The sequence below is a fragment of the Bradyrhizobium sp. UFLA05-109 genome (genome assembly GCF_054185165.1).
Genome location: NZ_JBBIAR010000069.1, coordinates 1 through 26,700 on the forward strand (window position 1 = coordinate 1; position 26,700 = coordinate 26,700).

Sequence of the window (26,700 nt, forward strand, 5' to 3'; positions counted from 1 at the left end):
ACGCCGCCGATCGCGAGGATGGGAAGCAGCCGCTTGATGCCGATGGCGCGGACGATCTGCAAGCCGGTTGCGATCAGCATGGGATCGGAAAGCATGCTTTGCGCCGCGGATCGTGCAGCTTTTTCCGCCGCCTGTCGCGCGCGCTTCTCGGTCTCTCTCTTGTAGGCGACGTAGCTACCGGCGGCGGCCAGCGTGAGCAGGAAGAACACGCCGGCGCCGGCAAGGCACGCCTGCACCGGACCATAGTTTTGCAGCACCAGGATGAAGACCGCGGCGCAGAGAAAGGCCGTGGTGATGAAGAGCGCAAGCGCCGCGGCTGCCGCCAGCGACGTCAGCCGCACGGTCGTACCGGTCGAGGCGCTGATGCCATCGATTATCCGCTGAAACATCGCCCTCGCTCCTCAATCCCTCCCGCCAGCATGGCGATGAAGTTCGGTCCTCTTCGGGGCTCGGCTTTTAGCGGCGCCAGGCGATGCCGATCAGGAAGCCGATACCGAGCGCAATACCTACGGTCGCGAGCGGGCGCTGGGTGATGGCATCCTCGAGCGTTTCCTCCAGCGAGGTCGCTGCGTCCTGCGCCGCATCCATCATCGCACTACCGCGCTCGGAGGCGTCATCCATCGCTGAATCCACCTGTTGGCGCGCCTGCTTGTAGCCGCGACGGGCCTGCTTGCCGGCGGAGTTGGCAAAGGTATTGAGCGCGTCGGTGATCTGTTCGGTGAGGGCGGCAATATCGTTTTTCACGGCTAGGACATCCTTTTCGAGGCGTTCGCGGGTGGCCTTGTCGGTCCAGTCTTTCATTCCTGTTTCGGCATTGGACATTGACATCGAAAGCTCCGGATCGTTGGCGGTGAGCTAGCCGGAAAACGTTCCGCCGTGACGGAAGTTCCCCTTGTGGAAACTGCGTAGAGCCAACTGGCTCTAGTTTGAATCGATCGAGCCACGGGCTCGTTCAACCTCTCCCGCTTGCGGGGGAGGTCGGCGCGCAGCGCCGGGTGGGGGATCTCTCCACGGTGGGAGTATCGATTGCGGAAACACCGCCACCCCCGCCCTCCCCCCGCAAGCGGGAGAGGGGGCGCACCTCCTTCGTGGCAGCCATCACGCCTACCCCCCATCATGCCTAGTCTCCGGGCAATTGCGGCGCATCCGCCGGAGCAAGATGCTCCTTCAGGATCAGCGCGACGATCAGAAGCGGCGATGACAGGAATGCCCCCATCGGGCCCCACAGCCAGGTCCAGAAGGCGAGCGCGAGGAATACCGCCAGTGCATTAAGTGCCAGCCGCCGGCCGATGATGGTGGGCGTGACGAAATGTCCCTCCAGGAAGGTGAGGCCGCCGAAGGCGAGCGCTGCCATCAATCCGCTGCCGAGGGTCGGAAAGGCGATCAGGCCGACCACGACGAGCACGACGAACATCGCGATCGGTCCGATGATCGGGATGAAGTTCAGCGTCGCAGCCAGCGCGCCCAGCCCGGCCGGATTGGGCATGCCGGTCAGCGCACAGACGATTCCGGTGGCGATGCCAACGCCGATATTGATGACCGTCACCGTCAAGAGATAGGTGCCGAGATGGACCTCGATCTCGTTGAGGATCCGCAACGTGCGCAGCCGCGCATCGCGGTCGCTGAAGGTCATGATCAGGGCGCGCCTCAGCTCGCGCCAGCTCGCGATGAAGAGGATCAGGGTCGCGAAGAACAGCAGGAATTCGGTGAAGGTCGGCGACAGGAATTCCAGGGTCGGCTGCACCCATTCGAACTTCGGCATCTGGAAGCTCGGCAGGCCTTCCGAACCGCCGACCATGGCTTGCAGCTCCTGCCACAGCGCCAGCGGCCGGTCGAACAAATGCAGCTTGTCCTTGAGCCGCGCGCCGAGCTCCGGCAGGCGGGTGCTCCATTCCATGACGGGCGAAGCGATCAGGGCGACGACGAAGGTGACCATCGCAGTGACCGTGATCACGATCAGCACCGCGGCCAGCGCGCGTGGTACCCGTTGCCGCTCCAAAAATGTGGCCGCCGGCGACAGCATGGTGCCGGTGACGAAGGCCATTACCACGGGAAGGAAGAACGGCTTGCCGAGATAGAGCACGGCCACGACCGTGATCAGAAGCATACAAGCGAGCGAGAAGGCGACGAACTCGGTGCGCCGGATGATCGGCGGCAGATCGCTTTTGCTGTCGGGAAGCGGCGTGCCTTCGCTGTCGTTGGAAAGCAGACGTTCACTGGGAAGGACGCGCACAGCCATTCTCCCGCACGGAGCTCACGCTCCGCGCGCGCAAGACTGCTGGAGAACGTGCCTCTGATCGGAAGGTTCCGTCGCGGACTCGTGAAGTCGCCTTCGCTTGACTGTGACCGGCCGGCTTCGCGAGCGCGCGGAACTTGAGTCGTCACAAGCGCGTTTGTTCGGCAGCGCATCACCCTGATGCACTTCGATTCAAACGGGGCAGCACATGACACAGTTATCTGCATCCCACCGCCGGTCTTCGCCGTGCGCCTTCAAAGCCTTTGCCCTTGCGACAGCATTGCTGACGATGTCCCTCGGCGCTGCAAGCGCGCAGACGCTTGGCTTCGCGCCGATGCAGCCGCAGGCCTTTCCGCAAGGCTATGTGACCGAGCAGCCGCAGGCCTCGGATGATCAGGTTGCCTCGGACGAGTCTGTGCTGCCGGAGCGACTGCGCCGGCAGATCGTCGGTTTCGACGGCAGCCAGCCGGCCGGCACGATCGTGATCGATACCGGAAATACCGTGCTCTATTACGTGCTCGGTCAGGGCCGTGCGATCCGCTACGGCGTCGGTGTCGGGCGCGATGGCTTCACCTGGTCGGGCGTGCAGTCGATCAGTCGCAAGGCGGAATGGCCGGACTGGCATCCACCGGCGGAGATGATCGCGCGCCAGCCATATCTGCCGCGCTTCGTCGCCGGCGGCCTCGGCAATCCGCTCGGCGCGCGCGCGATGTATCTGGGCGCAAGCGAATATCGCATCCACGGCACCAATGATCCCACCACGATCGGAAAGTTCGTCTCCTCCGGCTGCATTCGCATGACCAACGAGGACGTCGTCGATCTCTTCAACCGGGTCAACATCGGTACCAGGGTCGTGGTGCTCCCGAAGAGCGCGCCGCTCGTGGCGCGTGGCGGCGATGGCCTGCGCAAGCCCGCGCGTCCGGTCACGACGACGCTGGCTTCGGGACGCCAGGCGCTCAATCTGTCGCCTGTCTCCGTGACCACTTCGGCGCCGAGGTAACATGATCGGGCGTTCATCAGTCATAGCGACAGGCGGAGCGGCGGTCTTGCTGTTCGCTTCGCTCAGCCTGGCGCTGACGTCGTCGGCGCGAGCGGAGGATTTCCTCTCGGCGCTGTTCGGCGCGTTCGGTGCCCGGCCGCCGCCACAGATCAGGATGCCATTCCCGACGGACGACATGCCGCGCTACGAGGCGCCGCGGGCGCGTTCCTATGGCGGCGGGCAGGCTTGGTGCGTACGCACCTGCGACGGGCGCCACTTCCCGGCGCAAGGCAACGACAGCGAAAGCAAGGCGCAGAGCTGCAACAGCTTCTGCCCGGCGGCCGAGACCACGCTGGTCTATGGCAGCGACATCGACGATGCGACCACGGAGACCGGGCAGGAGTATGCCGACCTGCCGAATGCCTACCGCTACCGCAACGAGCTCGTCGCGGGCTGTACCTGCAATGGCAAGGATTCCGTCGGCCTTGCCGCGGTCAAGGTCACGGACGACCCGACCTTGCGCAAGGGCGATATCGTCGCGAGCCCCGGCGGATTGGTGGTCGCCAATCGCAATGCCACCGACAGGCATGGCGTCGCCATGAACTTCTCGCCGCTGCCGGAGTCCATGCGGGCGAAATTCCGCCACCTGCCCGTGGTGGCGCGGGAGTGAGTGCTGCTATCGGCGCGGGAGCGTTTCACGGGGCACGGTCATGTCCCGCGAATGGCGAGGCATCCAGCCTATCCGATGATGGAATTGCGCGGATGATTTCCCGACGTGTCAACGGCTTTTGGCGTCGCCCGAACCACCCCCGGCTACTTTGCATGGGGTTGTTTTCGACATTTTGTCGGGAGCACTCCCACACCGGCGATGCTGTCCGAGACGTTCCTGGTGCCCTGCGCAGCAATTGCGTGCTGCGTGATCTCCTGTGTCGCCGCGTATTTGTTCGAAAATGTAATGGGTTGCCGCAGCGGAACCGGAGCAGCGGCCGGGCGTTAGGAGTTCCTTAGCAATTTGCCTGAAGGGGGCCTTCCGATGCTCGTTGGCGTGCTCGTCACCTTTCTCGTCGTCATCCTCGTTCTTTATCTCATCAACATGTTGCCGATGGATGGTCGCGCCAAGCAGATCGCGCGTGTCATCGTCATCATCATCGGCATCGTCTCGCTGTTGAAATATCTCGCGGTGTTCTAGGCGGAAGCTGTAGCCCGGATGGCGCGAAGCGAAAATCCGGGTACTCGGCACCGACAAAAAAGCCCCGGTGTGCGCCGGGGCTTTTGACACCTGAATGACCGAGCCTACCCGGCCGCCCCTTAGCCCAGGGCTTTGGCCTCGCGGCGGCGTGCGGTGAGGATGTACTCGGTGTAGCCGTTCGGCTGTGTGCGGCCCTTGAAGACGAGGTCGCAGGCGGCCTTGAATGCGAGGCAGTCGAACGACGGCGCCATCGGCTTGTAGATTGGGTCACCGGCATTCTGCTTGTCGACGACGACCGCCATGCGCTTGAGTGACTCCATCACCTGCTGTTCGGTGATGACGCCCTGGTGCAGCCAGTTCGCCAGATGCTGGCTCGAGATGCGCAAGGTGGCGCGGTCTTCCATCAGCCCGACGTCGTGGATGTCAGGCACCTTGGAGCAGCCGACGCCCTGGTCGATCCAGCGCACCACGTAGCCCAGAATGCCCTGGCAGTTGTTGTCGATCTCCTGTTTGACGTCATCCGGCGCCCAGTTCGACTTCGACACCGGAATGGTGAGGATGTCGGAGAGCTTTGCGCGGGGCCCGCCCTTGGCGAGTTCCTGCTGGCGCGCGATGACGTTGACCTGGTGGTAGTGCAGGGCGTGCAGCGTCGCTGCGGTCGGCGAGGGCACCCAGGCGGTGGTGGCGCCGGCCTGCGGATGCGCGAGCTTCTGTTGCAGCATGTCCGCCATCTTGTCGGGCGCCGCCCACATGCCCTTGCCGATCTGGGCGTGGCCGGGCAGGCCGTCGATCAGACCCATGTCGACGTTCCAGTCCTCATAGGACTTGATCCACGGCTGCGCCTTCATCTCGTTCTTGCGGATCATCGGACCCGCTTCCATCGAGGTGTGGATCTCATCGCCGGTGCGGTCGAGGAAACCGGTATTGATGAAGACGATGCGCTTGGAGGCCTGCTGGATGCAGGCCTTGAGGTTCACGGTGGTGCGCCGCTCCTCGTCCATGATGCCGACCTTGAGCGTGTTCTCCGGTAGCGCCAGCATCTTCTCGACGCGGCCGAAGATCTCGCAGGTCAGCGCGACCTCGTCGGGACCGTGCATCTTCGGCTTGACGATGTAGACCGAGCCGGTGCGGCTGTTCTTGCTCTTGGAAAGACCCTTGAGGTCATGGATTGCAAGCAGGCCGGTGACGGCGGCATCCAACAGGCCTTCCGGAATTTCCTCGCCCGTCTCGTCGAGCACTGCGTCGGTGAACATGTGGTGACCGCAATTGCGGATCAGCAGCAGGCTGCGGCCGTGCAGCTTCACTTCGCCCTTGCCGTCCGCCGTCTTGTAGCTGCGGTCGGTGTTGAGCGCGCGGGTCAGCGTCTTGCCGCCCTTCTCGAAATCCGCCGACAGCGTGCCGTTCATCAGCCCGAGCGTGTTGCGGTAGACCAGCACCTTGTCCTCGGCATCGACCGCGGCGACGGAGTCTTCCATGTCGAGGATGGTGGAGACGGCGGCCTCCATGATCATGTCGGCAACGCCGGCCGGATCGTCCTTGCCGATCGTGTTGCCGCGATCGATCTTCACCTCGACATGCAGGCCGTTGTTGACGAGCAACACCGCGGAAGGCGCCGCCGCATCGCCCTGGAAGCCGGCGAACTGCGCGGCGTTCTTCAGCGCAGTCGCGTTGCCGCTCTTCAGTTTCGCCGCGAGCTGGCCTGCGACCACGCTATAGGCGGTGACGTCGGTGTGGCTGCCGGTCGCGAGCGGCACGGCGGCATCGAGGAATGCCTTGGCCTTGGCGATCACCTTGTCGCCGCGTGACTTGCTGTAGCCCTTGGCGGTATCAGCAGCATCGTGCGGGATCGCGTCGGTGCCGTAGAAGGCGTCGTAGAGCGAGCCCCAGCGCGCATTCGCCGCGTTCAGCGCATAGCGCGCGTTGGTGAGGGGCACGACGAGCTGCGGCCCGCAGATCTTGCCGATCTCCTCGTCGACATCAGCGGTCTCGACCTTCTGCGTCGCAGGCTCGGGCAGCAGATAGCCGATCTCCTTCAGGAATGCGGTATAGGCATTGATGTCGAACGGCTTGCCCTTATGTGCGCGATGCCAGTCGTCGATCTTGGCCTGCAAGGCGTCGCGAGCCGCGAGCAGCGCGCGGTTCTTGGGACCCAGCTCCTTCACGATTGCAGCAAGCCCGGCCCAGAACGCGTCCGGTGCGATCCCCGTCTTCGGGGCCGCTTCCTTCGCGATGAAGTCGAAGAGAACAGGGGCGATCTTCAAACCATGGGCGTCGTGGCGTTTCATGAGGGACTTTCTTGTTGGAATGGCGTTTTTTGGCTGGTTTCGGGTCCGAAAGCAGCAAAATGCATCCGCCGCCGGCGGGTTTCGAGGCCCTATTAGCCTCAAAACCGGGGCGGTGAGAAGACCCCTAAAGGTCTGTCAAAATGTCAAGTTGAGGTGGCGCGGACGTTGGCATTCCCCGCGAAGGCGGGGAATTCAGTTCGCTGCGGCCTTTCCGTATCCCATCGCTGTCTCTGGAATACCGGGTCGCCCGGTCAAGCCGGGCGACGACAAGGGGAAATAGAAGGGACTCAAATATTTGAGGCGAGGTCGACGACCTCGTCGAACAGCACGCCGCTTGCCTTCAACATCTGTTCGATCGCGTCGGTCGCGTCCGCGACGGAACGCGTCGAGGTATCGATGGTCAGCTCGGCACCTTGCGGCGGCTGGTAGTCGTTGCCGATGCCGGTGAATGACTGAAGCGCGCCGGAGCGGGCTTTTGCGTAGTGGCCCTTGGGATCGCGGCTCTCGCAGACTTCGGCGGGCGTTGCGACGTAGATCTCGCGGAACGTCGTGTCGGCGATGCGGCGTGCCGTGGCGCGGTCCTCGCGCGCGGGCGAGACGGCCGCGACGATCGCGATATGGCCGTTGCGGGCGAGATGCGTCGCGACCTCCGCAAGCCGCCGGATGTTCTCGCTGCGATCGGCGGCAGAGAAGCCGAGATCGCTGTTCAAGCCGGCGCGCAGCGTGTCGCCGTCGAGCAGGATCGGCGAGCCGCCATTGGTGAACAGCCGCCGTTCCAGCGCTTTTGCCAGCGTCGATTTGCCGGAGGCGGGCAGGCCCGTGAGCCAGACCACGGCGCCGTTGTGCTGATAGCGCGCGGAGCGCTCGTCGGGACGGAGTCCGGATTCGACCGGCACGATGTCGACGGGCACGGCGCGCTGGCCAGCGTCGACCGACAGCACGAGGCCACCGCCGGCGATGCGCCCGGAGACCTCGATCACGAGGCGCCCGGTGCGCGGGTTCTCGGTATAGGGATCGGTGGCAATTGGATTCGAAAGCGAAATGTCGATCTCGCCGACATGGTTGCGGCCAATCGCCTTGTTCTCGCTGCTTTCGAGCTCGCCGGGATCGACCGCCTTTTCGATCGCAACGACCGTGGCGCGGCTTTCCTTCGGCCCGCAGCGCACCAGGAGCTGATCGCCCTTGGCGAGCGGCTTGTCGTGCAGCCAGAATATGCGCGCCCGCAGACGCCGCGTTTCGCGCGGAGCGGCCCCCGCATGCGCGATGATATCGCCGCGCTCCACGAACAGTTCGCGGTCGAGCGTAATGCCGACCGAGCGGCCCGCGCCCTGCCGCGCGGCGACGGGTGTCACCGGCCAGCTCTCGACGGTCTTGATCTTGGCGATCTTGCCGGCGGGCATGATGACGATCTCGTCGCCGGCTTTGAGGCTGCCGGATTCGATGCGGCCCGCCACGATGCGGCGATCGTCGAACTTGTAGATCGCCTGCACGGGCAGCCGCAGCGCCAGCGCCTCCAGCGGCCGCGCCGGCTCGAGATGATCGAGCGCCTCGACGACGGTCGGGCCCTTGTACCAGCCGATGCGGTCGGTGCGCTCGGCGACACCATCGCCGTCGCGGGCCGAAATCGGGATCACCGCCGTCGGCGTGACGCCGAGGCCTTTCAGATGTGCAGAAATCTCATCGCTGATCTCCTTGAAGCGATCGGCGCTGAAGTCGACGCGGTCCATCTTGTTGACGACGATCGCGACCTGCTTCACGCCGAGCAGATGCAGGAGATAGCCGTGCCGGCGGGTCTGGTCGCGCACGCCTTCGAGTGCATCGATGATCAGCACCGCGCCGTCGGCTTGCGAGGCGCCGGTGATCATGTTGCGCAGGAATTCTGCGTGGCCGGGCGCGTCGATCAGCACGATGTCGCGCGAATTGGTGCGGAAGCGGATCTGCGTAGTGTCGATGGTGATGCCCTGATCACGCTCGGTCTGCAGCGCATCGAGCAGGAACGACCATTCGAACGGCATGCCGCGACGCGCGCTGACGGCCTTGAGCATTTCGAGCTTGCCCTCGGGCAGGCTGCCGGTCTCGTGCAAGAGGCGGCCGACCAGCGTCGACTTGCCGTGGTCGACATGTCCGACGATGACGATGCGGACCTGCGGACGCGTGGTGCCGTTCGGAGTTGCCGGCGTAGCAGAGGTGACGATCATGTTCATGGTCGCGTTGCGTCCTCAGGGATCAGAGATAACCGGCGACGCGCAGGCGCTCGAAGGCGTCCTCGGTCTCGTGGTCGAGCGCGCGGCCCGCGCGCTCCGGCACCTTGGTCTGTTCGAGCTCGATCAGGATCTCGTCGATGCTGGACGCTGTCGAAGCGACCGGATTGGTGATGTCCTGATCACCCAGCGAGCGATAGCGCTTGCCGTCCTTGGCGAGATACAGCGGAATGATCGGAATGTTCTCGCGTTTGGTGTAGGCCCAGATGTCGGCCTCGGTCCAATGCAGGATCGGGTGGATGCGCAAATGCGCGCCCTGCGGCGGCGAGGCGTTGAAATGGTCCCAGAATTCCGGCGGTTGGTCGCGCACGTCCCAATTGCCTTCGAGACCGCGCGGCGAGAACACGCGCTCCTTGGCACGCGTCGCCTCCTCGTCGCGGCGAATGCCGGCGATCAGGCCGTCGAAGCCAAATTTGGCGAGCGCCATCTTCAGTCCTTCGGTCTTGCGTGCGGCCGAGCGTGCGGCCGGCGGCAGCGTCGGATCGACGGCATCGATGGGCGGGCAGGGCTCGACGCGCAGGTCGAGGTCCCACTCCTTTCCATAATGATCGCGGAAGCGATACATCTCGGGAAACTTCTTGCCGGTGTCGACATGCAGGGCCGGGAAGGGCATGCGGCCGAAGAAGGCCTTCCGCGCCAGCCAGATCATGACGTTCGAGTCTTTGCCGAGCGACCACAAGAGCGCGATCTTCTTCAACCGGGCGAAGGCCTCGCGGAAGATATAGATGCTCTGCGCTTCCAACTGGTCGAGATGGTCCATGCTGGGCGGAAGATCCGGAGAAAATTCTTGCGCGCCGACGCGGCCGATGAGGGCCGGGCTGCTCACTCCGACAGCTGCGGAATCGTCCTTGAGAAGATGCATCTCTGCCACTTTGCGTTTGGAGGCGAAAATTCTATAGTTGCGGTGCGGAAGAGAAGAAAAAATTTTCTCTTTGCGCGCTCGAAACGAGACATATATAGAAAATAATTCCAGTCAACCCCGTAATTGGGGAAGCGAGTACCGTATGCGCTTCTTGCCGGTGTTCCTCGACATCAAGACCGGTCCGGTGGTCCTCATCGGCGCCGGCGAGCTGCTGCGCGCGAAATTGCGAGTGCTCGCGGCGGCTGGCGCGCGCATCCGCGTGCATGCGACGGATGACAATCACGATCTCAGCGGCGTTGGCGCTGATGATGCACAACGCGTGACCTTTCTCGACGGCGATCCGCTGACCGCGGATCTGACCGGGGTTATCGCCATAGTATGCGCAGGCGCAGGTGACATTGGCGTGGCGATGTCTGCGCGCGCGCGATCGCTCGGGCTGCCCGTCAACGTCATGGACGATCTCGAGCATTCGAGCTTCATTTTCCCCGCGATCGTCGACCGTGGCGACGTCGTGGTTGCCGTCGGCACGGGCGGTGCCTCGCCGGTCGTGGCGCGGCGCGTGCGCGAGAAGATCGAGGCGCTGCTGCCCGCTAGAATCGGCGATCTTGCCGAATTCATCGGCGGCTTCCGCAAATCCATTCATGCCGCGATTGCCGAGTTTCCGCTGCGCCGCCGCTTCTGGGAACGCGTGATCGACGGTCCCATCGGTGCGCTGGTGCTTGCGGGCCGAAAGGCCGAGGCGGAAGCCGCGCTCAAGGCCATTGTCGATCCCTCCGCATTTGCGCTGGCCGACAAGCCGGCAGGGCACGTCGCGCTGGTAGGCGCCGGCCCCGGCGATCCCGATCTTCTCACCATCAAGGCGCTGCGCGCGCTCCAGGATGCCGACGTCGTTTTCTATGACGAGCTGGTGTCACCTGAAATTCTCGATCGTATCCGCCGCGACACGGCACGCATTCCGGTCGGCCGCCGTGTCGGCAAGCCCGGCATCGGCCAGGACGCGATCAACAAGCTGATGATCGAAGCCGCGCAGTCAGGCCAGCGTGTGGTGCGCCTGAAGGGCGGCGATCCCTTCGTGTTCGGTCGCGGCGGCGAGGAAGTGGAGGCGCTGCGCGCGGCCGGCGTCGCCTATTCGATTATTCCCGGCATCACCGCCGGTCTCGGGGCCGCTGCCGACTTCGAGGTGCCGCTCACCTACCGTCACGAAGCACTGCGCATCACCCTCCTCACCGCGCACAAGGCGCGGGATGCCGAGACCGTCGACTGGTCGACGCTGACCGACACCAAGATGACTGTCGTCGTCTATATGGGCATGACCGCTGCGCCCGTGGTGCGCGCGGGTCTGTTGGCCGCCGGCCGCTCGCCGGAGACACCGGTCGGCGTGTTCGCCCGTGTCACGCGCCCCGATGCGCAAGGCGCGATCGGCACGCTTGCCGAGCTGCCCGAGCTCGTCAGGCGTCTTGACGGCGGTCCCGCCATTCTCGTCATCGGCGACGTGGTCCGGCATGCCGGCGCCTTTCGCCATCAATCCACCAGGCAAATCATCTCTGAGCTATTGGAAGCTGCCCAATGACCTCTCCGCTTGAACAAAAGAAAATCAAGATCGCCGGCCCCTCGATCGTGACCGCCAACCGCACCTGGGATGGCATCGTGGTGTATCGCACCGCCGCCAAGGGCTGGTCTGCAGACCTGTCGGAGGCGGCGATCGTGCGCAACTCGGATGAGGCCAAGGCGTTGCTCGCAGAGTCGGTGGCCGATGACGTCGGCGCAGTTGGCGCCTATATCGCCCCTGTGCAGGTCGACGAGGAGGGCAAGATCCTCCCCGGAAACCTGCGCGAGCAGATCCGCCGCACCGGTGTGACCATCGGATCGCAGGCCCAAGTTTAAGGCATTTTCTAATGTACGCTTACGACGAAATCGACCGCACGCTGGTCAACGAGCGGGTCTCGGAATTTCGCGACCAGGTGAAGCGCCGCCTCTCGGGCGAGCTCACCGAGGACGAGTTCAAGATCCTGCGCTTGCAGAACGGCGTTTATCTTCAGCTTCACGCCTACATGTTCCGCGTCGCGATCCCGTACGGGACGCTGTCCTCGGAGCAGCTGCGCCGGCTTGCCCACGTCGCGCGCCGCTATGACCGCGGTTATGGCCACTTCACCACGCGGCAGAACATCCAGTTCAACTGGATCAAGCTCGCCGAATTGCCGGATGCGCTCGCCGATCTCGCCGAAGTCGGCATTCATGCGATGCAGACCTCCGGCAACAACATGCGCAACGTCACCTCGGACCAGTGGGCCGGCGTCGCGCCCGGCGAGATCGAGGATCCACGCATCTGGTCGGAGCTGCTCCGCCAGCACACCACGCTGCATCCCGAGTTCTCGTTCCTGCCGCGCAAATTCAAGATCGCGATCACCGCGTCCGATCACGATCGCGCCGCGATCAAGATCCACGACATCGGCTTGCGCCTCGTCAAGAACGAGAGGGGCGAGACCGGCTTCGAGGTGCTGGTCGGCGGCGGGCTCGGCCGCACGCCGTTCATCGCCAAGACCATCAAGCACTTCGTTCATGGCCGCGACATCCTGAGCTATGTCGAGGCGATCCTGCGCGTCTACAACCAGTATGGCCGACGCGACAATATCTACAAGGCGCGCATCAAGATCCTCGTGCACGAGCTCGGCATCGAGAAGTTTTCGCGCGAGGTCGAGGACGAGTGGCAGCATATCCGCAACTCCTCGCTCCAGATCGACGACAACGTCATCGAGGACATCCGCTCGCGCTTCACCTATCCGGCTTATGAGAAGCTGCCACATATGCCGGACGAACTCCGACAGGCCGCGGCCGATCCGGAGTTCGAGGCGTGGCGGAAGAACTCAGTGGCCCCACACAAGGTCCAGGGCTACTCGATCGTCACAATCTCGCTGAAGCCGACCGGCGGACCTCCGGGCGATGCCACGGCCGAGCAGATGGACGCACTCGCCGACCTTGCCGAGAAATACTCTTTCGGCGAAATCCGTGTCGGCCATGAGCAGAATCTGGCGCTTCCGCATGTCGCCAAGCGCGACCTGCCGGCGCTGTGGAAGGCGCTCGACAAGCTCGGGCTCGCCACGCCCAATGTCAACCTGATCACCGACATCATCGCCTGTCCAGGCCTCGACTATTGCTCACTGGCGAACGCGCGTTCGATCCCGATCGCGCAGGAGTTGACGCGCCGCTTTGCCAATCACGAGCTCGCCAATTTGATCGGCCGGCTGCACATCAACATCTCGGGCTGCATCAATGCCTGTGGCCATCACCATGTCGGCCATATCGGCATTCTCGGCGTCGAGAAGAACGGTGAGGAGGTCTACCAGATCACCATCGGCGGCCGCGCCGACGAGAGTGCGGCTCTTGGGACACTGATTGGGCCCGGCGTGAAGTTCGACGAGGTTGCCGACGTCATCGAGGATGTCGTCGAGGCCTATCTGGCACTGCGCGAGCGGCCGGAGGAACTGTTTATCGATACCGTGAAGCGCCTCGGCGTCGAACCATTCAAGGAGCGGGTTTATGCCACTCGTTAAGGGCGGAAAGATCGTCGAGGATAGTTTCGTCAAGCTCGACGTCGATGCGCCGCTGCCCGCCGCCGGCGATATCCTGCTCCCCGGCGATCGCTTCCTCAAGGATGCGGACGCCTTGCTTGCGCGTCCCGGCAAGGTCGGCGTCATCTTGCCGAACAATCGCGACATCGACGCGCTGGTGCCGTATCTCGGCAAGCTTGCCGTGGTCGCGCTGGTGTTCCCGACCTTCCGCGATGGCCGCGCCTACAGCCAGTCGCGGCTGCTGCGCGAACGCTACGACTATCGCGGCGAACTGCGCGCCACCGGTCAGGTGCTGCGCGACCAGTTCGTGTTCATGCTGCGCGCCGGCTTCGACAGCTTCGAGGTCAAGAAGCAGGCCGATGCGGAAGCCTTCACGCAGACCGTGAAGCGCTATTCGGTGTTCTACCAGCCGACCGGCGACGGCCGCATCACGGCGCTGCATCGGCGCATGCAGCTGCGCCATTCGGAAGGTGTCGGCACGTGAACGCGGTCGCGCCGCAGGGTTCATCGTCATCCGCGCCAGCGCTGCCGTCCGTCGAGGAGCTGGATCGCGCGTTGCGCGATGCCTCGCCCGCGGAAGTCGTTGCTGCCGCGTTGAAGGTCGTCGGACGCGAACAGTTGGCGGTCGTGTCGTCGTTCGGCACGGAATCGGCCGCGCTGCTCAGGGTGGTGGCCGACGTCGATCCGGCGATCCCGGTGGTCTTCCTCGATACCGGCTGGCTGTTCGAGGAGACGCTCGCCTATCGCGACACGCTGATGGCGACGCTCGGGCTGAAGGATGTCCGATCAATCACGCCTCTGACGGAGACGTTGACGCGCGAGGATCCCGATCGCGATCTCTGGTTCTCCAATCCCGACGCCTGCTGCCGCATCCGCAAAGTCGAGCCGTTGGCGCGGGCGTTAGAACCGTTCACCGCATGGATCAACGGCCGCAAGCGTTTTCAGGGCGGCGTGCGTGCCGAGATTCCCGTCGTCGAGGATGACGGCGCGCGGTTGAAGTTCAATCCGTTCGCCAATGTCTCGCGCGACGACATCAAGGCGATCTTCGTGCGTGCCAAATTGCCGCAGCATCCACTTCAGGCCTCAGGTTTCCTGTCGGTTGGGTGTATGCCTTGCACCAGCCGCGCGGCCGAAGGCGAGGACGAGCGGGCCGGTCGTTGGCGCGGTCGCGCCAAGACAGAATGCGGCATCCACACGATGAAGATTTCGTAGCACAGCCGCGCTACGTCGCCGCAAACAAGAAAATCCGGTTCCGTTGACTTAAGAGCGTTTCGATCCGAGTTATGCCTGCATGCCATCGGCGACACCGACGTCGTCGAGGTGAATGGAGATGGACATGATCCGCCGTATCGTTCCGCTCGCGGCAGGCCTCCTCTGGGCAAGCTCGGCTCTCGCTGCTGACATCAATCTCTTGAACGTGTCGTACGATCCGACGCGTGAGCTCTATGTCGAATTCAACAAGGCGTTTGCGAACGCCTATCAGAAGGAGACCGGCAAGAGCGTCGAGATCAAGCAGTCGCATGGCGGCAGCGGATCGCAGGCGCGCGCGGTGATCGACGGATTGCAGGCCGACGTGGTGACGCTCGCGCTCGCCTATGACATCGACGCGATTGCGGCCAAAGGGCTCACCGCCGCCGATTGGCAGAAGCGCCTGCCGCAGAATTCATCGCCCTACACCTCGACCATCGTGTTCCTGGTGCGCAAGGGCAACCCCAAGGGCATCAAGGACTGGGACGATCTGGTCAAGCCGGGCGTTTCCGTCATCACGCCCAACCCGAAGACGTCGGGCGGCGCGCGCTGGAACTATCTGGCGGCCTGGGGCTACGCGCTGAAGAAGTTCGGCTCCGTAGACAAGGCGAAGCAATTCATCGCAAATCTCTATCAAAACGTGCCTGTCCTAGACACCGGCGCCCGCGGCTCGACCGTGACCTTCGTCGAGCGCGGCGTGGGAGACGTGCTGCTCGCATGGGAGAACGAGGCGTTTCTGGCGCAGAAGGAGTTCGGCACCGACAAGTTCGAGATCGTGGCGCCGCCGCTCTCGATCCTCGCCGAGCCGCCGGTCACGATCGTCGACAAGGTTGCCGACAAGAAGGGCACGCGCAATGCGGCCGATGCCTATCTTCAATATTGGTACACCAAGGAAGGCCAGGAAATCGCCGCGCGCAATTTCTATCGTCCGCGCGATCCCGACGTCGCGAAAAAATACGAGAACGCCTTCGCCAAGGTCGAACTTTTCACGATCGACGACGTTTTCGGCGGCTGGACCAAGGCACAGAAAGAACATTTTGCCGACGGCGGCGTGTTCGATCAGATCTACAGGAACTGATCGGGCGATGCCGCAGACGGCATTAGCAGGGGGCCTGGTGAGCGCAATCACAGCAAGACGACGGACATTGCCGGGCTTCGGTCTCACGATGGGACTGACGCTGTCCTGGCTGTCGATCATCATCCTGATTCCGCTCGCAGGCCTTTTCTTGCGCACGCTTGAGCTGAGCCCCGAGCAGTTCTGGACCATCCTGACCAGCCGTCGCACGCTGAACGCGCTGCGGGTGTCCTTCGGGCTCGCCTTTGCTGCGGCCTGCGTCAATCTCGTCATGGGCAGCATCATCGTCTGGGCATTGGTGCGCTACCGCTTCCCTGGCCGGCGGCTGTTCGATGCCATCGTCGACGTGCCCTTTGCGCTGCCGACGGCGGTTGCCGGTGTCGCACTGACCTCGCTGTTCGCAGAAAAAGGCTGGCTGGGCGCACCGCTGGCAGCGCTGGGCATCAAGGTCGCGTTCACGCCGTTCGGCATCTTCGTCGCCATGATCTTCATTGGTATCCCCTTCGTGGTGCGCACCGTGCAGCCGGTGCTGCAGGATCTCGATCCCGAGATCGAGGAGGCGGCGGGCAGCTTGGGGGCCAGCCGTTGGCAGACCATCGTTCGCGTGATCCTGCCGTCGCTCGCGCCGGCGCTGCTGACCGGATTGGCGCTCGCCTTCGCCCGTGCCGTCGGAGAATATGGCTCGGTGATCTTCATCGCCGGCAACATGCCGAACGTTTCCGAGATCGCGCCGCTCCTGATCGTGATCCGGCTCTCTGAATTCCGCTATGCCGACGCGACCGCGATCGCGGTCATCATGCTCGTCGTGTCTTTCGTCATCATCTTCACCGTCAACCGGTTGCAGCGCTGGGCGCAGAACCGGATTCCGGTACATTGAGGGCTGATACGATGACGATGCAGGTCGCCGATTCAGTCTCGCTGTCCTCGCCCGACGCGAAAGCGCGCCTGCATGCGGTCGCCGTGCGCGAAAACCTTCGTACCGAACCGAGGGCGGTGCGCATCGCGATCATTTCCGTCGCGATCCTCTTTCTCACCGTCTTCGTCGTGCTGCCGCTGGTCGTCGTGTTCGCGCAGGCTTTCTCCAAGGGCATCATGGCCTATCTCGCCGCGCTGTCGGAGCCGGAGGCGCTGGCCGCGATCCGGCTGACGCTGCTGGTGGCGGCGATCTCGGTCGGCCTCAATCTCGTCTTCGGTGTGGTCGCAGCCTGGGCGGTCGCCAAATTCGAGTTCAAGGGCAAGACCTTCCTGATCACGCTGATCGACCTGCCATTCTCAGTCAGCCCCGTGATCTCGGGTCTCGTCTTCGTGCTCTTGTTCGGCGCGCAGGGCTATTTCGGCGGCTGGCTGCGTGACCACAACATCCAGATCCTGTTCGCGGTGCCTGGTATTGCGCTTGCGACCACATTCGTGACTTTCCCGTTCGTGGCGCGTGCGCTGATCCCCTTGATGCAGGAGCAGGGCACGCAGGAGGAAGAGGCCGCGATCTCGCTCGGTGCCTCAGGCCTGCAAACTTTTTTCCGCGTCACCTTGCCGAACATCAAATGGGGCGTGCTCTACGGCGTCCTGCTCTGTAATGCGCGCGCGATGGGCGAGTTCGGCGCAGTCTCGGTCGTCTCCGGCCACATCCGCGGCGAGACCAACACGATGCCGCTGCTGGTCGAGATCCTCTACAACGAATACCAGTTCGTCGCTGCGTTCGCGATCGCCTCGCTGCTCGCGATGCTGGCGCTGATCACGCTGATCGCAAAAACCATTCTCGAACGTCATCTGGACGAAGGACACGACGCCCGTGACCATTGAAGTCAGGAATCTCGTCAAGAAGTTCGGGACATTTGCCGCGCTCGACGGCGTCGACCTCAAGGTCGACAATGGCGAGTTGCTGGCGCTGCTCGGACCGTCCGGTTCCGGCAAGACGACGCTGCTTCGGATCATTGCCGGCCTGGATTGGCCGGATTCCGGCGAAGTCTCCTTCAACGGCGAGGACGCGCTCGCGCGCGGCGCGCGCGAGCGTCATGTCGGCTTCGTGTTCCAACACTACGCGCTGTTCCGTCACATGACGGTGTTCGAGAACGTCGCCTTCGGCCTGCGCGTGCAGCCGCGCGCGGTTCGGAAAGACGAGGCCACGATCCGCACCCGGGTAAAGGAGCTGCTCGATCTCGTGCAACTCGACTGGCTCGCAGACCGCTATCCGAGCCAGCTCTCCGGCGGCCAGCGCCAGCGCATCGCGCTGGCGCGCGCGCTTGCGATCGAGCCGCGGATCCTGTTGCTCGACGAGCCCTTCGGTGCGCTTGACGCGAAGGTGCGCAAAGAGCTGCGCAAATGGCTGCGCTCGCTGCACAACGAGATCAACGTCACCTCGATCTTCGTCACGCACGACCAGGAGGAGGCGCTCGAGGTCGCCAACCGGGTCGTGGTGATGGACAAGGGCAAGATTGAGCAGATCGGCTCGCCCGACGATGTCTATGACAATCCGGCGACCGCTTTCGTCCATGGCTTCATCGGCGAGTCCATCGTGCTGCCGGTCGAAGTCGCTGATGGCGCGGTGCGGCTCGGCGATCGCCAGCTCAATCTGGCGGCCGGGGTGACCGCGTCTGGTGCGTCAAAGCTGTTCGTGCGGCGACACGATATGCTGGTCGGGCCGCCCGGCTCCGGGGCCTTCGACGGCGCCGTGCAGCACGTGCGGAGTTTTGGTCCGGTTCAACGGGCTGAGGTTGCGCTGTTCGGCGGCGAGATCATCGAGATCGACGCCCCCCGTGACAAGGAACTCCGCGCCGGCGACACGGTCGGCCTTGCGCCCCGCCGCTACCGGATATTTGAGGGTGCCTGAGGCCGTTACCTCAGGCTCAAAAATTGCGTAAAGTTCACCTTTCAGCCACGGTTGATATGCAACAACGGCCCGTCTTTTTTGGGGGCCCGATTCATGCGCGCTGCGGCCGCAATTCTCATCGCTTTGCTTCTCGCCGGCTGCGCGGGTAACGAAGCGCCGGTCGAACAGCCGTCGATGTATGCCGACATGGCCGTTTCAGGCGCGCGGCTGGATGCGCAGGCTGCAGCCGTGATGATCTCGCAGTACCGCCAGAACAACGGCCTCGGCACCGTCATCATCGATCCCGACCTCATGCGCCTGGCCGAATCCCAGTCCCAGGCAATGGCGTCCGCCAACAAGATGGACCATGACGTCCGTGCGCCGCTCGCCAAGCGGCTCGCTGCCGGCGGCTACCCGGCGACTGTCGCGGTCGAGAACATCTCGGCCGGCTATCATACGCTGGCGGAAGCATTTTCCGGCTGGCGCGACTCGCCGCCACACCGGGCCAACATGCTCAAGAGCGGTGTCACAAAATTGGGTATAGCGGCGAGCTATGCTCCGAACACCAAATACAAGGTGTTCTGGACCATGATTATGGCGGCAACCGAGCCCCGATAAGCCAGTCTTGATCCCCAAAACATTGACGCCGCCGTGAACTGGGATCACGGTGGGCCGCCCTCAGTTCATTGATCCACTCATGACCGATCACCAAGGCCCGGCATCGAACAGAATCCCCGCCAATGCTCAGCGCGTCCTCGTGCTCCAGGGCGGTGGTGCGCTCGGCTCCTATCAGGCGGGCGCCTATCAGTCGCTGTGCCATTTCGGCTTCGAGCCGGAATGGGTTGCCGGCATCTCGATCGGCGCGGTCAACGCCGCCATCATTGCGGGCAATGAGGGCCAGACCCGCGTCAAGCGGCTGAAGGAATTCTGGGAGATGGTGTCGGCGCCGGTGCCCTGGAAGCCGGTCGGCAAGAGTGATCACAGCCGCGAGCTGTTCAATTCCACGAGCGCCGCGCTGATCGCGACCTTTGGCGTGCCCGGCTTCTTCGTCCCGCGCGTCCCGCCCGCGCCGCTCTGGCCGCCGGGCCACCCAGAGGCAGAGAGCTATTACGACACCGCGCCGCTGAAGAAGACGCTGGAGCGGCTGGTCGATTTCGATCGTATCAACGATCTGAAGACACGTTTGTCCGTCGGCGCGGTCGGCGTCACCTCGGGCAACTTCAAATATTTCGACAATTACGAGTTCAAGAAGCTCGGCAAGAAGATCGGCCCCGAGCATATCATGGCCTCCGGCGCGCTGCCGCCCGGCTTTCCATCCGTCATCATCGAAGGCGAGCATTACTGGGATGGCGGCATCGCCTCCAACACGCCGCTGGATTACGTGCTCGACGCGGAGCTCGACCGCGACATGCTGATCTTCCAGGTCGACCTGTTCAGCGCGCGTGGTGAGCTGCCGAACTCGCTGCTCGAGGCGGCTGAGCGCGAGAAGGACATCCGCTTTTCCAGCCGCACGCGCATGAACACCGACAAGAACAGGCAGTTGCACAATGCCCGCCGGGCCGTACGCGATTTGATCGGCAAATTGCCGGATTATCTGAAGAACGATCCCTCGGTCGAATTCCTGGCCAAGGCGGCGCGCGAAAGCACCGTGACGGTGGTGCACCTGATCTACCGCAGCAAGAACTACGAATCCTCATCCAAGGATTACGACTTTTCGCATGTTGCCATGGTCGAGCATTGGGAAGCCGGCGTGCGCGACGTGCACCTGTCGATGCGCCACAAGGATTGGCTTGAAAAGCCGCAATCCGGCGAGACCATGGTGACTTATGATCTCACGGGGGACGTCACCGCGCCCCCGGCCTCAAAAGGAGCGAACGAAAATGGGTAGCTTGTCAGGCAAGAACGCCGTCGTGACCGGATCGACCAGCGGGATCGGGCTCGCCTATGCGCGTGCCTTCGCGGGGGCCGGCGCCAATGTCGTCATCAATGGCTTCGGCTCGCCGGAGGACATCGAGAAGGAGCGCGCCAAGATCGAGGCCGATTTCAAGGTGAAGGCGATCTATTCGCCCGCCGACATGACCAAGCCCACCGAGATCGCGGAGATGGTCGCGCTCGGCGAAAAGACCTTTGGCTCGGTCGACATCCTCGTCAACAACGCCGGCATCCAGTTCGTTTCGCCAATCGAGGAATTCCCGATCGAGAAGTGGGATCAGATCATCGCGATCAACCTCTCTTCGGCCTTCCATGCCATCCGCGCGGCGGTACCCGGCATGAAGAAGAAGGGCTGGGGCCGTATCATCAACACGGCATCCGCGCATTCGCTGGTCGCTTCGCCCTTCAAGTCGGCCTACGTCTCGGCCAAGCACGGCATCGCCGGCCTCACCAAGACCGTGGCGCTCGAAGTTGCGACCCACAAGATCACCTGCAACTGCATCAGCCCCGGCTATGTCTGGACGCCGCTGGTCGAGAAGCAGATTCCGGACACGATGAAGGCACGCAATCTGACGCGCGAGCAGGTTATTCATGACGTGCTGCTCGACGCGCAGCCGACGAAAGAGTTCGTCACCTCCGAGCAGGTGGCGTCACTGGCGCTGTTCCTGTGCAGCGATGATGCGGCGCAGATCACGGGCACCAATCTTTCGATCGACGGCGGCTGGACGGCGGAGTAAATCCACTTCTTGTCATGCCCCGCCTTCGGTCAAGGCGGGGCATCCAGTACGCCGCGGCCTATCGATTCAATCACAGCCGTCTCGCGGTACTGGATAGCGATGACAGCGAGAGTTGTGCCGCTGTTCTGCGGTCAATGAGTCCAGGCCAGCGCGGTGACGATCGCCGACGACAGGTTCAGCTCCGCAAACATGATCTTGCCGGCGACCACGAAGAGGACGCTGGCAAGGGTCAGCCGCAGCACCGTCTCCGGCACGCGCGTGGCACTGAAGCTGCCGAGCACGATACCGGGCAGCGAGCCCATCAGCAGCACGCCCATCAGCCCCCAATCCACGTCGCCGAGCGCCCAGTGTCCGGTGCCGGCCACCAGCGTCAGCGGCACGGCGTGTGCGATGTCGGAGCCGACGATGGTCGCCATCGGCAGGCGCGGGTAGAGCAGGAGCAGCACGGTCACGCCGACCGCGCCGGCACCGACCGACGAAATCGAGACCAGCACGCCGAGCACGACACCGGTGACTACGGTCGCGATCGCCGTGGTGCGCTCGTCGACGCCTTCGAGCGTCCTGCGATAGCGCTCCATGATCGCCTTGCGGAAGATCAGCGAGGTTGCGGTGAGCAGCAGTGCGAAGCACAGCACCAGATTGACCAGGCCGCGCTCGGCGTCGCTCTTGAGATCGAGCTTCCACAGCACGAACAGGGTCAGCGCGCTCGCGGGAATGCTGCCGCATGCAAGCCGCAGCACCGCAGGCCAATGCACGCTGCGCGACCAGCCATGCACCACGCTGCCGCCCGTCTTGGTGCCGGCGGCGTAGAGCAGGTCGGTCCCGACCGCTGTCGACGGATGAACGCCGAACAACAGGATCAGCAGCGGGGTCATCAGCGAGCCGCCGCCAACACCGGTCATCCCGACGAGCAGGCCGACGCCGAATCCTGAAGCGACGTAGAGCGGATCAATCATGTCTGGCTGGAATCTAGGTTTATCTCGTCTGCAGGGCAATACGACGTAGAATAAACTTCCCCTGAACTGCAACTCCTTGGGCCAAATAAGAAAAATCGTGCTGTAGGTGGGTGACGAGGGGGTATTTTGCCCAATTCCCCACCCTTCCGCGAAATGGACGTTTCGGGGCGGAAGGCGATCCAGGTGAAGGATTTTGCATAAGCCGGTTGTTGGCCGGCGCGGGCAGCAGCCGGTGCTAGTTCCCGAACGCCAGCACATGCAGGCCGAGCCGCTGCCGCACGATCCAGAACAGCAATACGGTCTCGAAGGTGAGCGAGATCGACGTTGCGGCGGCCGCGCCATAACCGCCGAAGCGCGGCACCAGTGCGATGCAGAGGATAACGTTCATCACGAAGGCCAGCGCGTAGGCGAGCGCGCAGATCTTCTGGTGGCCGAGCATGTTGAGGAGGCGCTCGACCGGGCCAATCGCCGCGCGCACCACGAGCCCGACCGCGGCGATGAACATGATGTCGTAGCCGATCACGAATTGCGGTCCGAACAGCCAGAGCAGCGGCTTGCCGAGTGCCAGCAGCACGGCGGTCGCCGCGAGCGAGGGCCAGAACGTCCAGTTGATGGCGTGCGCGACATAGGCCGACAGACGGTTCTTGTCGCCGAGCGCGTTGTACTCGGCGAAGCGATGTGCCGTCGTCGCCGACATCGCGTAGTGGATGAAGGATACCAGCGCCAGCGTCTTCACGACGGCGAAATAGACGCCGACCTCGTCGGAGGGGCGGAATTGCTGGAGCACCAGCACGTCGGTGTAGGACAACAGCAGGTAAAAACTCTCGACCAGCAGGATCGGCAGCGAGATCGCAAGCCAGCCGCTGATATCGTAGGCCTTGGGGCCGTCCTCGACGTGATCAGCGAGCTTGCGGTTCAGCGCCACCATCTGGCCGGTCATCGCGATCCACACCGCGCCCGCGCTTGCCACCATCGCAGCGGTCGCGCCGAGATGAAAGCCGAGCAGGAAGGCGGACGCGGTGATGCCGATGATCAGCGCCTGGCGGATGATGAATTGCGGCATCAGGCCCAGCTGCATCCAGTCATGCGCGCGGGCGATGCCGTCCTGAGTGTTGGCGACGACGAAGGCTGGCAGCGTCATGCAGCCGATGAAGAGCGGCAGCCGCGCGGCCGGATCGATCCATGGCGAGAGCAGGAAGACGATGCCGGCCAGCGCAAGCGAGACCAGGGTCGAGACGACGAAGGTCAGCCAGCGGCTGCCGGAAAGAAAGCCGCGCAGCAGCGCATCCTCGCGGCTGGTGCGGTATTCCGGGATGATCCTCTGTGCGGAAGCCGAGATCCCGAAATCCATCATGCTGCCGAGCAGCAGCACCCAAGTCCAGACGTAGACGTAGACGCCGTAGTCCGACGTGCCCATCCAGCGCGCCAACAGGATCTGCGAGAGATAGGCAAGACCTGCGCTGATCACGCGGATGAGGAATATGGTGCCCGCAAGCCGCCGTGTCAGCGTCGCCTCGCTCGTGCTACCGCCCGCGCCGGTCAGCCTGGCACGCAGCCGCGCGATGAGGCCGACAGGCTCACGCGTTGCAGGTTGTGCGTCCATCATGGCCACGTCGAAGATCCCCTGCGCCCCGCAAGATGCGGCAGGGTTTGGCGTAGCAACCATTCGTTAAGAAACGGTGCCGTCCGTCATTCCGGGGCGATGCGCAGCATCGAACGCGGAATCCAGAGGTGGTGGCGCGGAATTCCGGGTTCGCGCTACGCCCGCCCCGGAATGACACCTCGGCTCAATTCAGATTGACATTGAACTCGTACGCCTTCTCCGGCCCCACCAGCGTGAACGTCAACGCGGCGCCATCGGGCTTGGCGCCGGGCGGCAGGCCATCGAGCTCGAAGGCGAAGCGCTTGACGCCCGCCGTGCTGTGCTCGACCGGTGAGGGGATCGGAAGCGCCCAGTCGGGCGTCGGCCCCTCCACGAACAGGTTGACGTCGCGCCCATCGGGCGTGGCCACGTCGACCAGCACCTTCGTCGCACCCTCGCGCTTGACGTCGCGGATCGTCAGCGGAGTGGGATCGCCGATATTGGCGGGCTTCGGCACGGTGTCGAGCGCCGCGAACAGCGCACCGTCCTCGGTCGAGGCGACGCTGTTGAAGCCGAGTTCGGCGCTGGCATCAACGGGGATACAGAGCTTTTCGCAGACCGCGTAGTTGATCTCGGCGCGCAGGATCACGGGTTTGTCCGGGGCCTTGGCGACGATGCGCAGCGGCAGCACGATCTGGTCGTGATAGCCGATCGAATGGCCGCCGGCGCCGTCGTCAAATTTCAGCGGCGCCGGCCACATCACGGTCACAGCTTCGACATTTTCAGACTTGGAGAAGTCGAACCGCGGTGGAACGCCGGAATCGCCGGGCGTACGCCAATAGGTCTTCCAGCCGTGCTGAAGCTGGAATGCGATGCCGCCGAGCAGCACCGGGCCGCTGCGCGATCCGGCCAACAGGCGCACGGCGGAATGGCCGTCGCGCTGCCAGGGCGAGGCGTCGTCAGCGCGGACACTCGAGGGCTGCGCCGAGACGAGCAAGGCTGCGGCGACGATGGTCGCAGCGAGCTTGGGAACTATGGTGAGCATGGCACGTCTTTACAGGGTCGCTGCGGTGCAAACCATTGAATTGCTTGTGATGGATGCATCGGAATGAGGCTTGGGAATTAGACTTCGGAGTTAGGCTTGGGGAATTCGGGCTACGCAAGCCTTGATTTGACAGCGGGCAAGCCCGACATCAGGATATGAACCGAAAGGGGAGTGCTTCACCGATGGGTTCTGCAGGCAAGAGAACTGGCGACAGCACCCCGGCGGCCAGCCCCGCCGTCCCCAATTCGGCGGGCTATCTCGACGGGCGGCTCCTGATCGCCATGCCGGTCATGGGCGACCCCCGCTTCGAACGCTCGGTGATCTATCTCTGCGCGCATTCTGCGGAAGGCGCGATGGGCATCATCGTCAATCATCCCGCCGGCAGCATCGATTTTCCGGAGTTGCTGGAGCAACTCGGTATCATCAAGAAGGGTGCGCAAATCAAGCTGCCGGAGAACGCCGAGAGCATGAAGGTATTGCGCGGCGGCCCGGTCGATACGGGTCGCGGCTTCGTGCTGCATTCCAGCGACTTCTACATCGAGAACGCGACGCTGCGGATCGACGATGGCGTCTGCCTCACCGCGACAGTCGACATCCTGCGCGCGATCGCCAACGGCTCCGGCCCGAAGCATGCGATCCTCGCGCTCGGCTACGCCGGCTGGGCGCCGGGTCAGCTCGAAACCGAGATCCAGAGCAACGGCTGGCTGCATTGCGACGCGGATGCGGATCTGATCTTCGGCGACGACGTCGAGGACAAGTACGCCCGCGCCTTGCGCAAAATCGGCATCGACCCCGGCATGCTCTCGAACGAGGCCGGGCACGCGTAGCGCTTGATCGTCGTCCCGGCGAGCAGTTGTTGGGTCGCTGGTAAGCGCCAGCTCTCGCCAAGCCATTTCCAGTGGTAATGGGTTCTGGCGCTTCGCTTGTCCAGGACGTCAGCGCAGTATGTGGCTACTCCGCCGCCTGCTGCACCGTCGGCTCGGTGCCTGCCACGGTCGCACGGCGCATGTCGCGGGGCTGTGACTGGTCGTAGCGGCGGACGCGGTGCATGGTCTGGCGGTTGTCCCACATCACGAAGTCATGCAGCTTCCATTTGTGGACGTAGACGAATTCAGCCTGCGTCGCGTGCTCGTTGAGATCGCGCAGCAAGAGCCGGCCCTCGGGCACGCTCATGCCGACGATCTTGCCGGCATGTGAGGACAGATACAGCGACTTGCGACGGTGCACCGGGTGCGTGCGCACCAGGCGCTGCAACACCGGCTTGAACATCGCCTTCTCCTCGTCGCTATATTCGGTGAAGCCGAGCGAGCCGCGCGAATACATCAGCGAATGCTCGCAGATCATATCCTCGATCTCCGCCTTGTTTTCGTCACCGAGCGCGTCATAGGCTGCGCGCATGTCGGCAAATTCGGTGTTGCCGCCCTTCGCGTTCACCACGCGCGCCGACAGCAGCGAGAACTTTGCAGGGATCGGGCGAAATGAGCTGTCGGAATGCCAGAGGCAATTGCCGAGATTGAACAGATGCGTGCGGCTGTCCTTCGCCAGCGGCTTGCCGTCCTTGCCGAGATTGCTGACATCGTTCAAGCCCGAACTGAGGCGATAGTCCTTCTCCTTGGTGACGGTGCCGCCGCGCGCATCCTCGCGCTGGCCGAAATTCAGCGCAAAGGCCATCTGCTGCTCGTCGGTGACGTCCTGGTCGTGAAACACCAGCACCGCGTATTCGTCCATCGCAGCCTCGATCTGTTGCGCCTCATCCCTTGTGAGCGGCTGGCGCAGATCGAGGCCCGAAACCTCGCCGGCAAAATGCTTCTGAAGCTGCCGGATAGCGATCGTCATTGCGATTCTCCTGGTGTTCTCCCGGGGCCCGCGGGCGGTTTGTCCGCTCTGTTGGTGAAAAGGCTATCCCCGCGCTTGCCGATGTCAACGCTATGCGCGCAT

At 63.7% G+C, this 26,700-nt stretch carries 26 protein-coding genes; 16 read left to right on the plus strand and 10 right to left on the minus strand.

What is annotated here, in order from left to right; genetic code table 11:
• From Q3C01_RS35815 to Q3C01_RS35825, 3 genes are all read right to left on the minus strand, one after another.
• A partial coding sequence (locus Q3C01_RS35815) for a hypothetical protein (protein WP_458149984.1) occupies positions 1-389 on the minus strand: 389 nt, incomplete at its 3' end.
• 67 nt (positions 390-456) lie between these two features.
• On the minus strand, positions 457-828 hold the full coding sequence (locus Q3C01_RS35820; RefSeq protein WP_458149985.1) for an ElaB/YgaM/YqjD family protein: 372 nt from the start codon (positions 826-828) through the stop codon (positions 457-459).
• A 292-nt stretch (positions 829-1,120) separates the two neighbouring features.
• On the minus strand, positions 1,121-2,233 hold the full coding sequence (locus Q3C01_RS35825; protein ID WP_458149986.1) for an AI-2E family transporter: 1,113 nt from the start codon (positions 2,231-2,233) through the stop codon (positions 1,121-1,123).
• A 211-nt stretch (positions 2,234-2,444) separates the two neighbouring features.
• Here Q3C01_RS35825 and Q3C01_RS35830 point away from each other — a divergent pair, with 211 nt between their 5' ends.
• The 3 genes from Q3C01_RS35830 (at position 2,445) to Q3C01_RS35840 (ending at position 4,404) form a co-directional block, all read left to right on the plus strand.
• The gene (locus Q3C01_RS35830) at positions 2,445-3,236 is read left to right on the plus strand and encodes a L,D-transpeptidase (RefSeq protein ID WP_458149987.1); all 792 of its coding nucleotides are present in this window, start codon (positions 2,445-2,447) and stop codon (positions 3,234-3,236) included.
• A 1-nt stretch (position 3,237) separates the two neighbouring features.
• Entirely contained in the window at positions 3,238-3,885 is a 648-nt protein-coding gene (locus Q3C01_RS35835) for a DUF2865 domain-containing protein (protein WP_458149988.1), read from the plus strand.
• A 363-nt stretch (positions 3,886-4,248) separates the two neighbouring features.
• Positions 4,249-4,404 (plus strand): Thivi_2564 family membrane protein, encoded by a 156-nt coding sequence (locus tag Q3C01_RS35840; RefSeq protein WP_008546817.1) that lies wholly within the window; start codon positions 4,249-4,251, stop codon positions 4,402-4,404.
• Between the two features lie 119 nt (positions 4,405-4,523).
• Here Q3C01_RS35840 and Q3C01_RS35845 read toward each other — a convergent pair whose 3' ends face one another.
• The 3 genes from Q3C01_RS35845 to cysD all read right to left on the minus strand — a co-directional run bounded on the left by Q3C01_RS35845 (position 4,524) and on the right by cysD (position 9,710).
• Entirely contained in the window at positions 4,524-6,689 is a 2,166-nt protein-coding gene (locus Q3C01_RS35845; RefSeq protein ID WP_458149989.1) for a malate synthase G, read from the minus strand.
• Between the two features lie 287 nt (positions 6,690-6,976).
• Positions 6,977-8,893, minus strand: coding sequence for an adenylyl-sulfate kinase (gene cysC / locus Q3C01_RS35850; protein WP_458149990.1), 1,917 nt, complete (start codon positions 8,891-8,893; stop codon positions 6,977-6,979).
• Between the two features lie 22 nt (positions 8,894-8,915).
• Positions 8,916-9,710 carry a sulfate adenylyltransferase subunit CysD gene (gene cysD, locus Q3C01_RS35855; RefSeq protein ID WP_458150023.1) on the minus strand — a complete coding sequence of 265 codons (795 nt, stop codon included), beginning with the start codon at positions 9,708-9,710 and terminating at the stop codon, positions 8,916-8,918.
• A gap of 244 nt (positions 9,711-9,954) precedes the next feature.
• On the opposite strand from cysD, the gene cysG reads away from it, so the two are divergent.
• From cysG to Q3C01_RS35915, 12 genes are all read left to right on the plus strand, one after another.
• Positions 9,955-11,382 (plus strand): siroheme synthase CysG, encoded by a 1,428-nt coding sequence (cysG, locus tag Q3C01_RS35860; RefSeq protein WP_458149991.1) that lies wholly within the window; start codon positions 9,955-9,957, stop codon positions 11,380-11,382.
• A complete protein-coding gene (locus tag Q3C01_RS35865) occupies positions 11,379-11,696 on the plus strand; it encodes a DUF2849 domain-containing protein (RefSeq protein WP_458149992.1) in 318 nt (105 codons plus the stop codon). Before cysG ends, Q3C01_RS35865 begins: the two co-directional genes overlap by 4 nt.
• Before the next feature lie 11 nt (positions 11,697-11,707).
• On the plus strand, positions 11,708-13,363 hold the full coding sequence (locus Q3C01_RS35870; RefSeq protein ID WP_458149993.1) for a nitrite/sulfite reductase: 1,656 nt from the start codon (positions 11,708-11,710) through the stop codon (positions 13,361-13,363).
• Positions 13,350-13,865: a DUF934 domain-containing protein gene (locus tag Q3C01_RS35875; RefSeq protein ID WP_458149994.1), complete on the plus strand. Its 516-nt coding sequence runs from the start codon at positions 13,350-13,352 to the stop codon at positions 13,863-13,865. The genes Q3C01_RS35870 and Q3C01_RS35875 overlap by 14 nt, the downstream gene beginning before the upstream one ends.
• On the plus strand, positions 13,862-14,593 hold the full coding sequence (locus Q3C01_RS35880; protein WP_458149995.1) for a phosphoadenylyl-sulfate reductase: 732 nt from the start codon (positions 13,862-13,864) through the stop codon (positions 14,591-14,593). The genes Q3C01_RS35875 and Q3C01_RS35880 overlap by 4 nt, the downstream gene beginning before the upstream one ends.
• Positions 14,594-14,705: 112 nt before the next feature.
• The gene (locus Q3C01_RS35885) at positions 14,706-15,707 is read left to right on the plus strand and encodes a sulfate ABC transporter substrate-binding protein (protein WP_458149996.1); all 1,002 of its coding nucleotides are present in this window, start codon (positions 14,706-14,708) and stop codon (positions 15,705-15,707) included.
• Positions 15,708-15,774: 67 nt separating this feature from the next.
• Positions 15,775-16,581, plus strand: coding sequence for a sulfate ABC transporter permease subunit CysT (gene cysT, locus Q3C01_RS35890; protein WP_458150024.1), 807 nt, complete (start codon positions 15,775-15,777; stop codon positions 16,579-16,581).
• Positions 16,582-16,592: 11 nt separating this feature from the next.
• Positions 16,593-17,504: a sulfate ABC transporter permease subunit CysW gene (gene cysW, locus Q3C01_RS35895; protein WP_458149997.1), complete on the plus strand. Its 912-nt coding sequence runs from the start codon at positions 16,593-16,595 to the stop codon at positions 17,502-17,504.
• Positions 17,494-18,531 (plus strand): sulfate/molybdate ABC transporter ATP-binding protein, encoded by a 1,038-nt coding sequence (locus Q3C01_RS35900; protein ID WP_458149998.1) that lies wholly within the window; start codon positions 17,494-17,496, stop codon positions 18,529-18,531. The genes cysW and Q3C01_RS35900 overlap by 11 nt, the downstream gene beginning before the upstream one ends.
• A 93-nt stretch (positions 18,532-18,624) precedes the next feature.
• Positions 18,625-19,128: a CAP domain-containing protein gene (locus tag Q3C01_RS35905; RefSeq protein WP_458149999.1), complete on the plus strand. Its 504-nt coding sequence runs from the start codon at positions 18,625-18,627 to the stop codon at positions 19,126-19,128.
• Between the two features lie 79 nt (positions 19,129-19,207).
• Positions 19,208-20,398 (plus strand): DUF3734 domain-containing protein, encoded by a 1,191-nt coding sequence (locus tag Q3C01_RS35910; RefSeq protein ID WP_458150000.1) that lies wholly within the window; start codon positions 19,208-19,210, stop codon positions 20,396-20,398.
• Positions 20,391-21,179, plus strand: a complete 789-nt coding sequence (locus tag Q3C01_RS35915) for a 3-hydroxybutyrate dehydrogenase (protein WP_458150001.1) — start codon at positions 20,391-20,393, stop codon at positions 21,177-21,179. The genes Q3C01_RS35910 and Q3C01_RS35915 overlap by 8 nt, the downstream gene beginning before the upstream one ends.
• Positions 21,180-21,310: 131 nt before the next feature.
• Here Q3C01_RS35915 and Q3C01_RS35920 read toward each other — a convergent pair whose 3' ends face one another.
• From Q3C01_RS35920 to Q3C01_RS35930, 3 genes are all read right to left on the minus strand, one after another.
• Entirely contained in the window at positions 21,311-22,135 is an 825-nt protein-coding gene (locus Q3C01_RS35920; RefSeq protein WP_458150002.1) for a sulfite exporter TauE/SafE family protein, read from the minus strand.
• 235 nt (positions 22,136-22,370) lie between these two features.
• The gene (locus Q3C01_RS35925) at positions 22,371-23,747 is read right to left on the minus strand and encodes an oligosaccharide flippase family protein (RefSeq protein ID WP_458150003.1); all 1,377 of its coding nucleotides are present in this window, start codon (positions 23,745-23,747) and stop codon (positions 22,371-22,373) included.
• A gap of 175 nt (positions 23,748-23,922) precedes the next feature.
• Positions 23,923-24,762 (minus strand): protein-disulfide reductase DsbD domain-containing protein, encoded by an 840-nt coding sequence (locus Q3C01_RS35930; protein ID WP_458150004.1) that lies wholly within the window; start codon positions 24,760-24,762, stop codon positions 23,923-23,925.
• Positions 24,763-24,944: 182 nt separating this feature from the next.
• Between Q3C01_RS35930 and Q3C01_RS35935 the strand changes: the two genes are divergently transcribed.
• A complete protein-coding gene (locus tag Q3C01_RS35935) occupies positions 24,945-25,589 on the plus strand; it encodes a YqgE/AlgH family protein (protein ID WP_458150005.1) in 645 nt (214 codons plus the stop codon).
• Between the two features lie 124 nt (positions 25,590-25,713).
• Here Q3C01_RS35935 and Q3C01_RS35940 read toward each other — a convergent pair whose 3' ends face one another.
• Positions 25,714-26,598 carry a TauD/TfdA dioxygenase family protein gene (locus Q3C01_RS35940; RefSeq protein WP_458150006.1) on the minus strand — a complete coding sequence of 295 codons (885 nt, stop codon included), beginning with the start codon at positions 26,596-26,598 and terminating at the stop codon, positions 25,714-25,716.
• Positions 26,599-26,700: the final 102 nt, after the last annotated feature.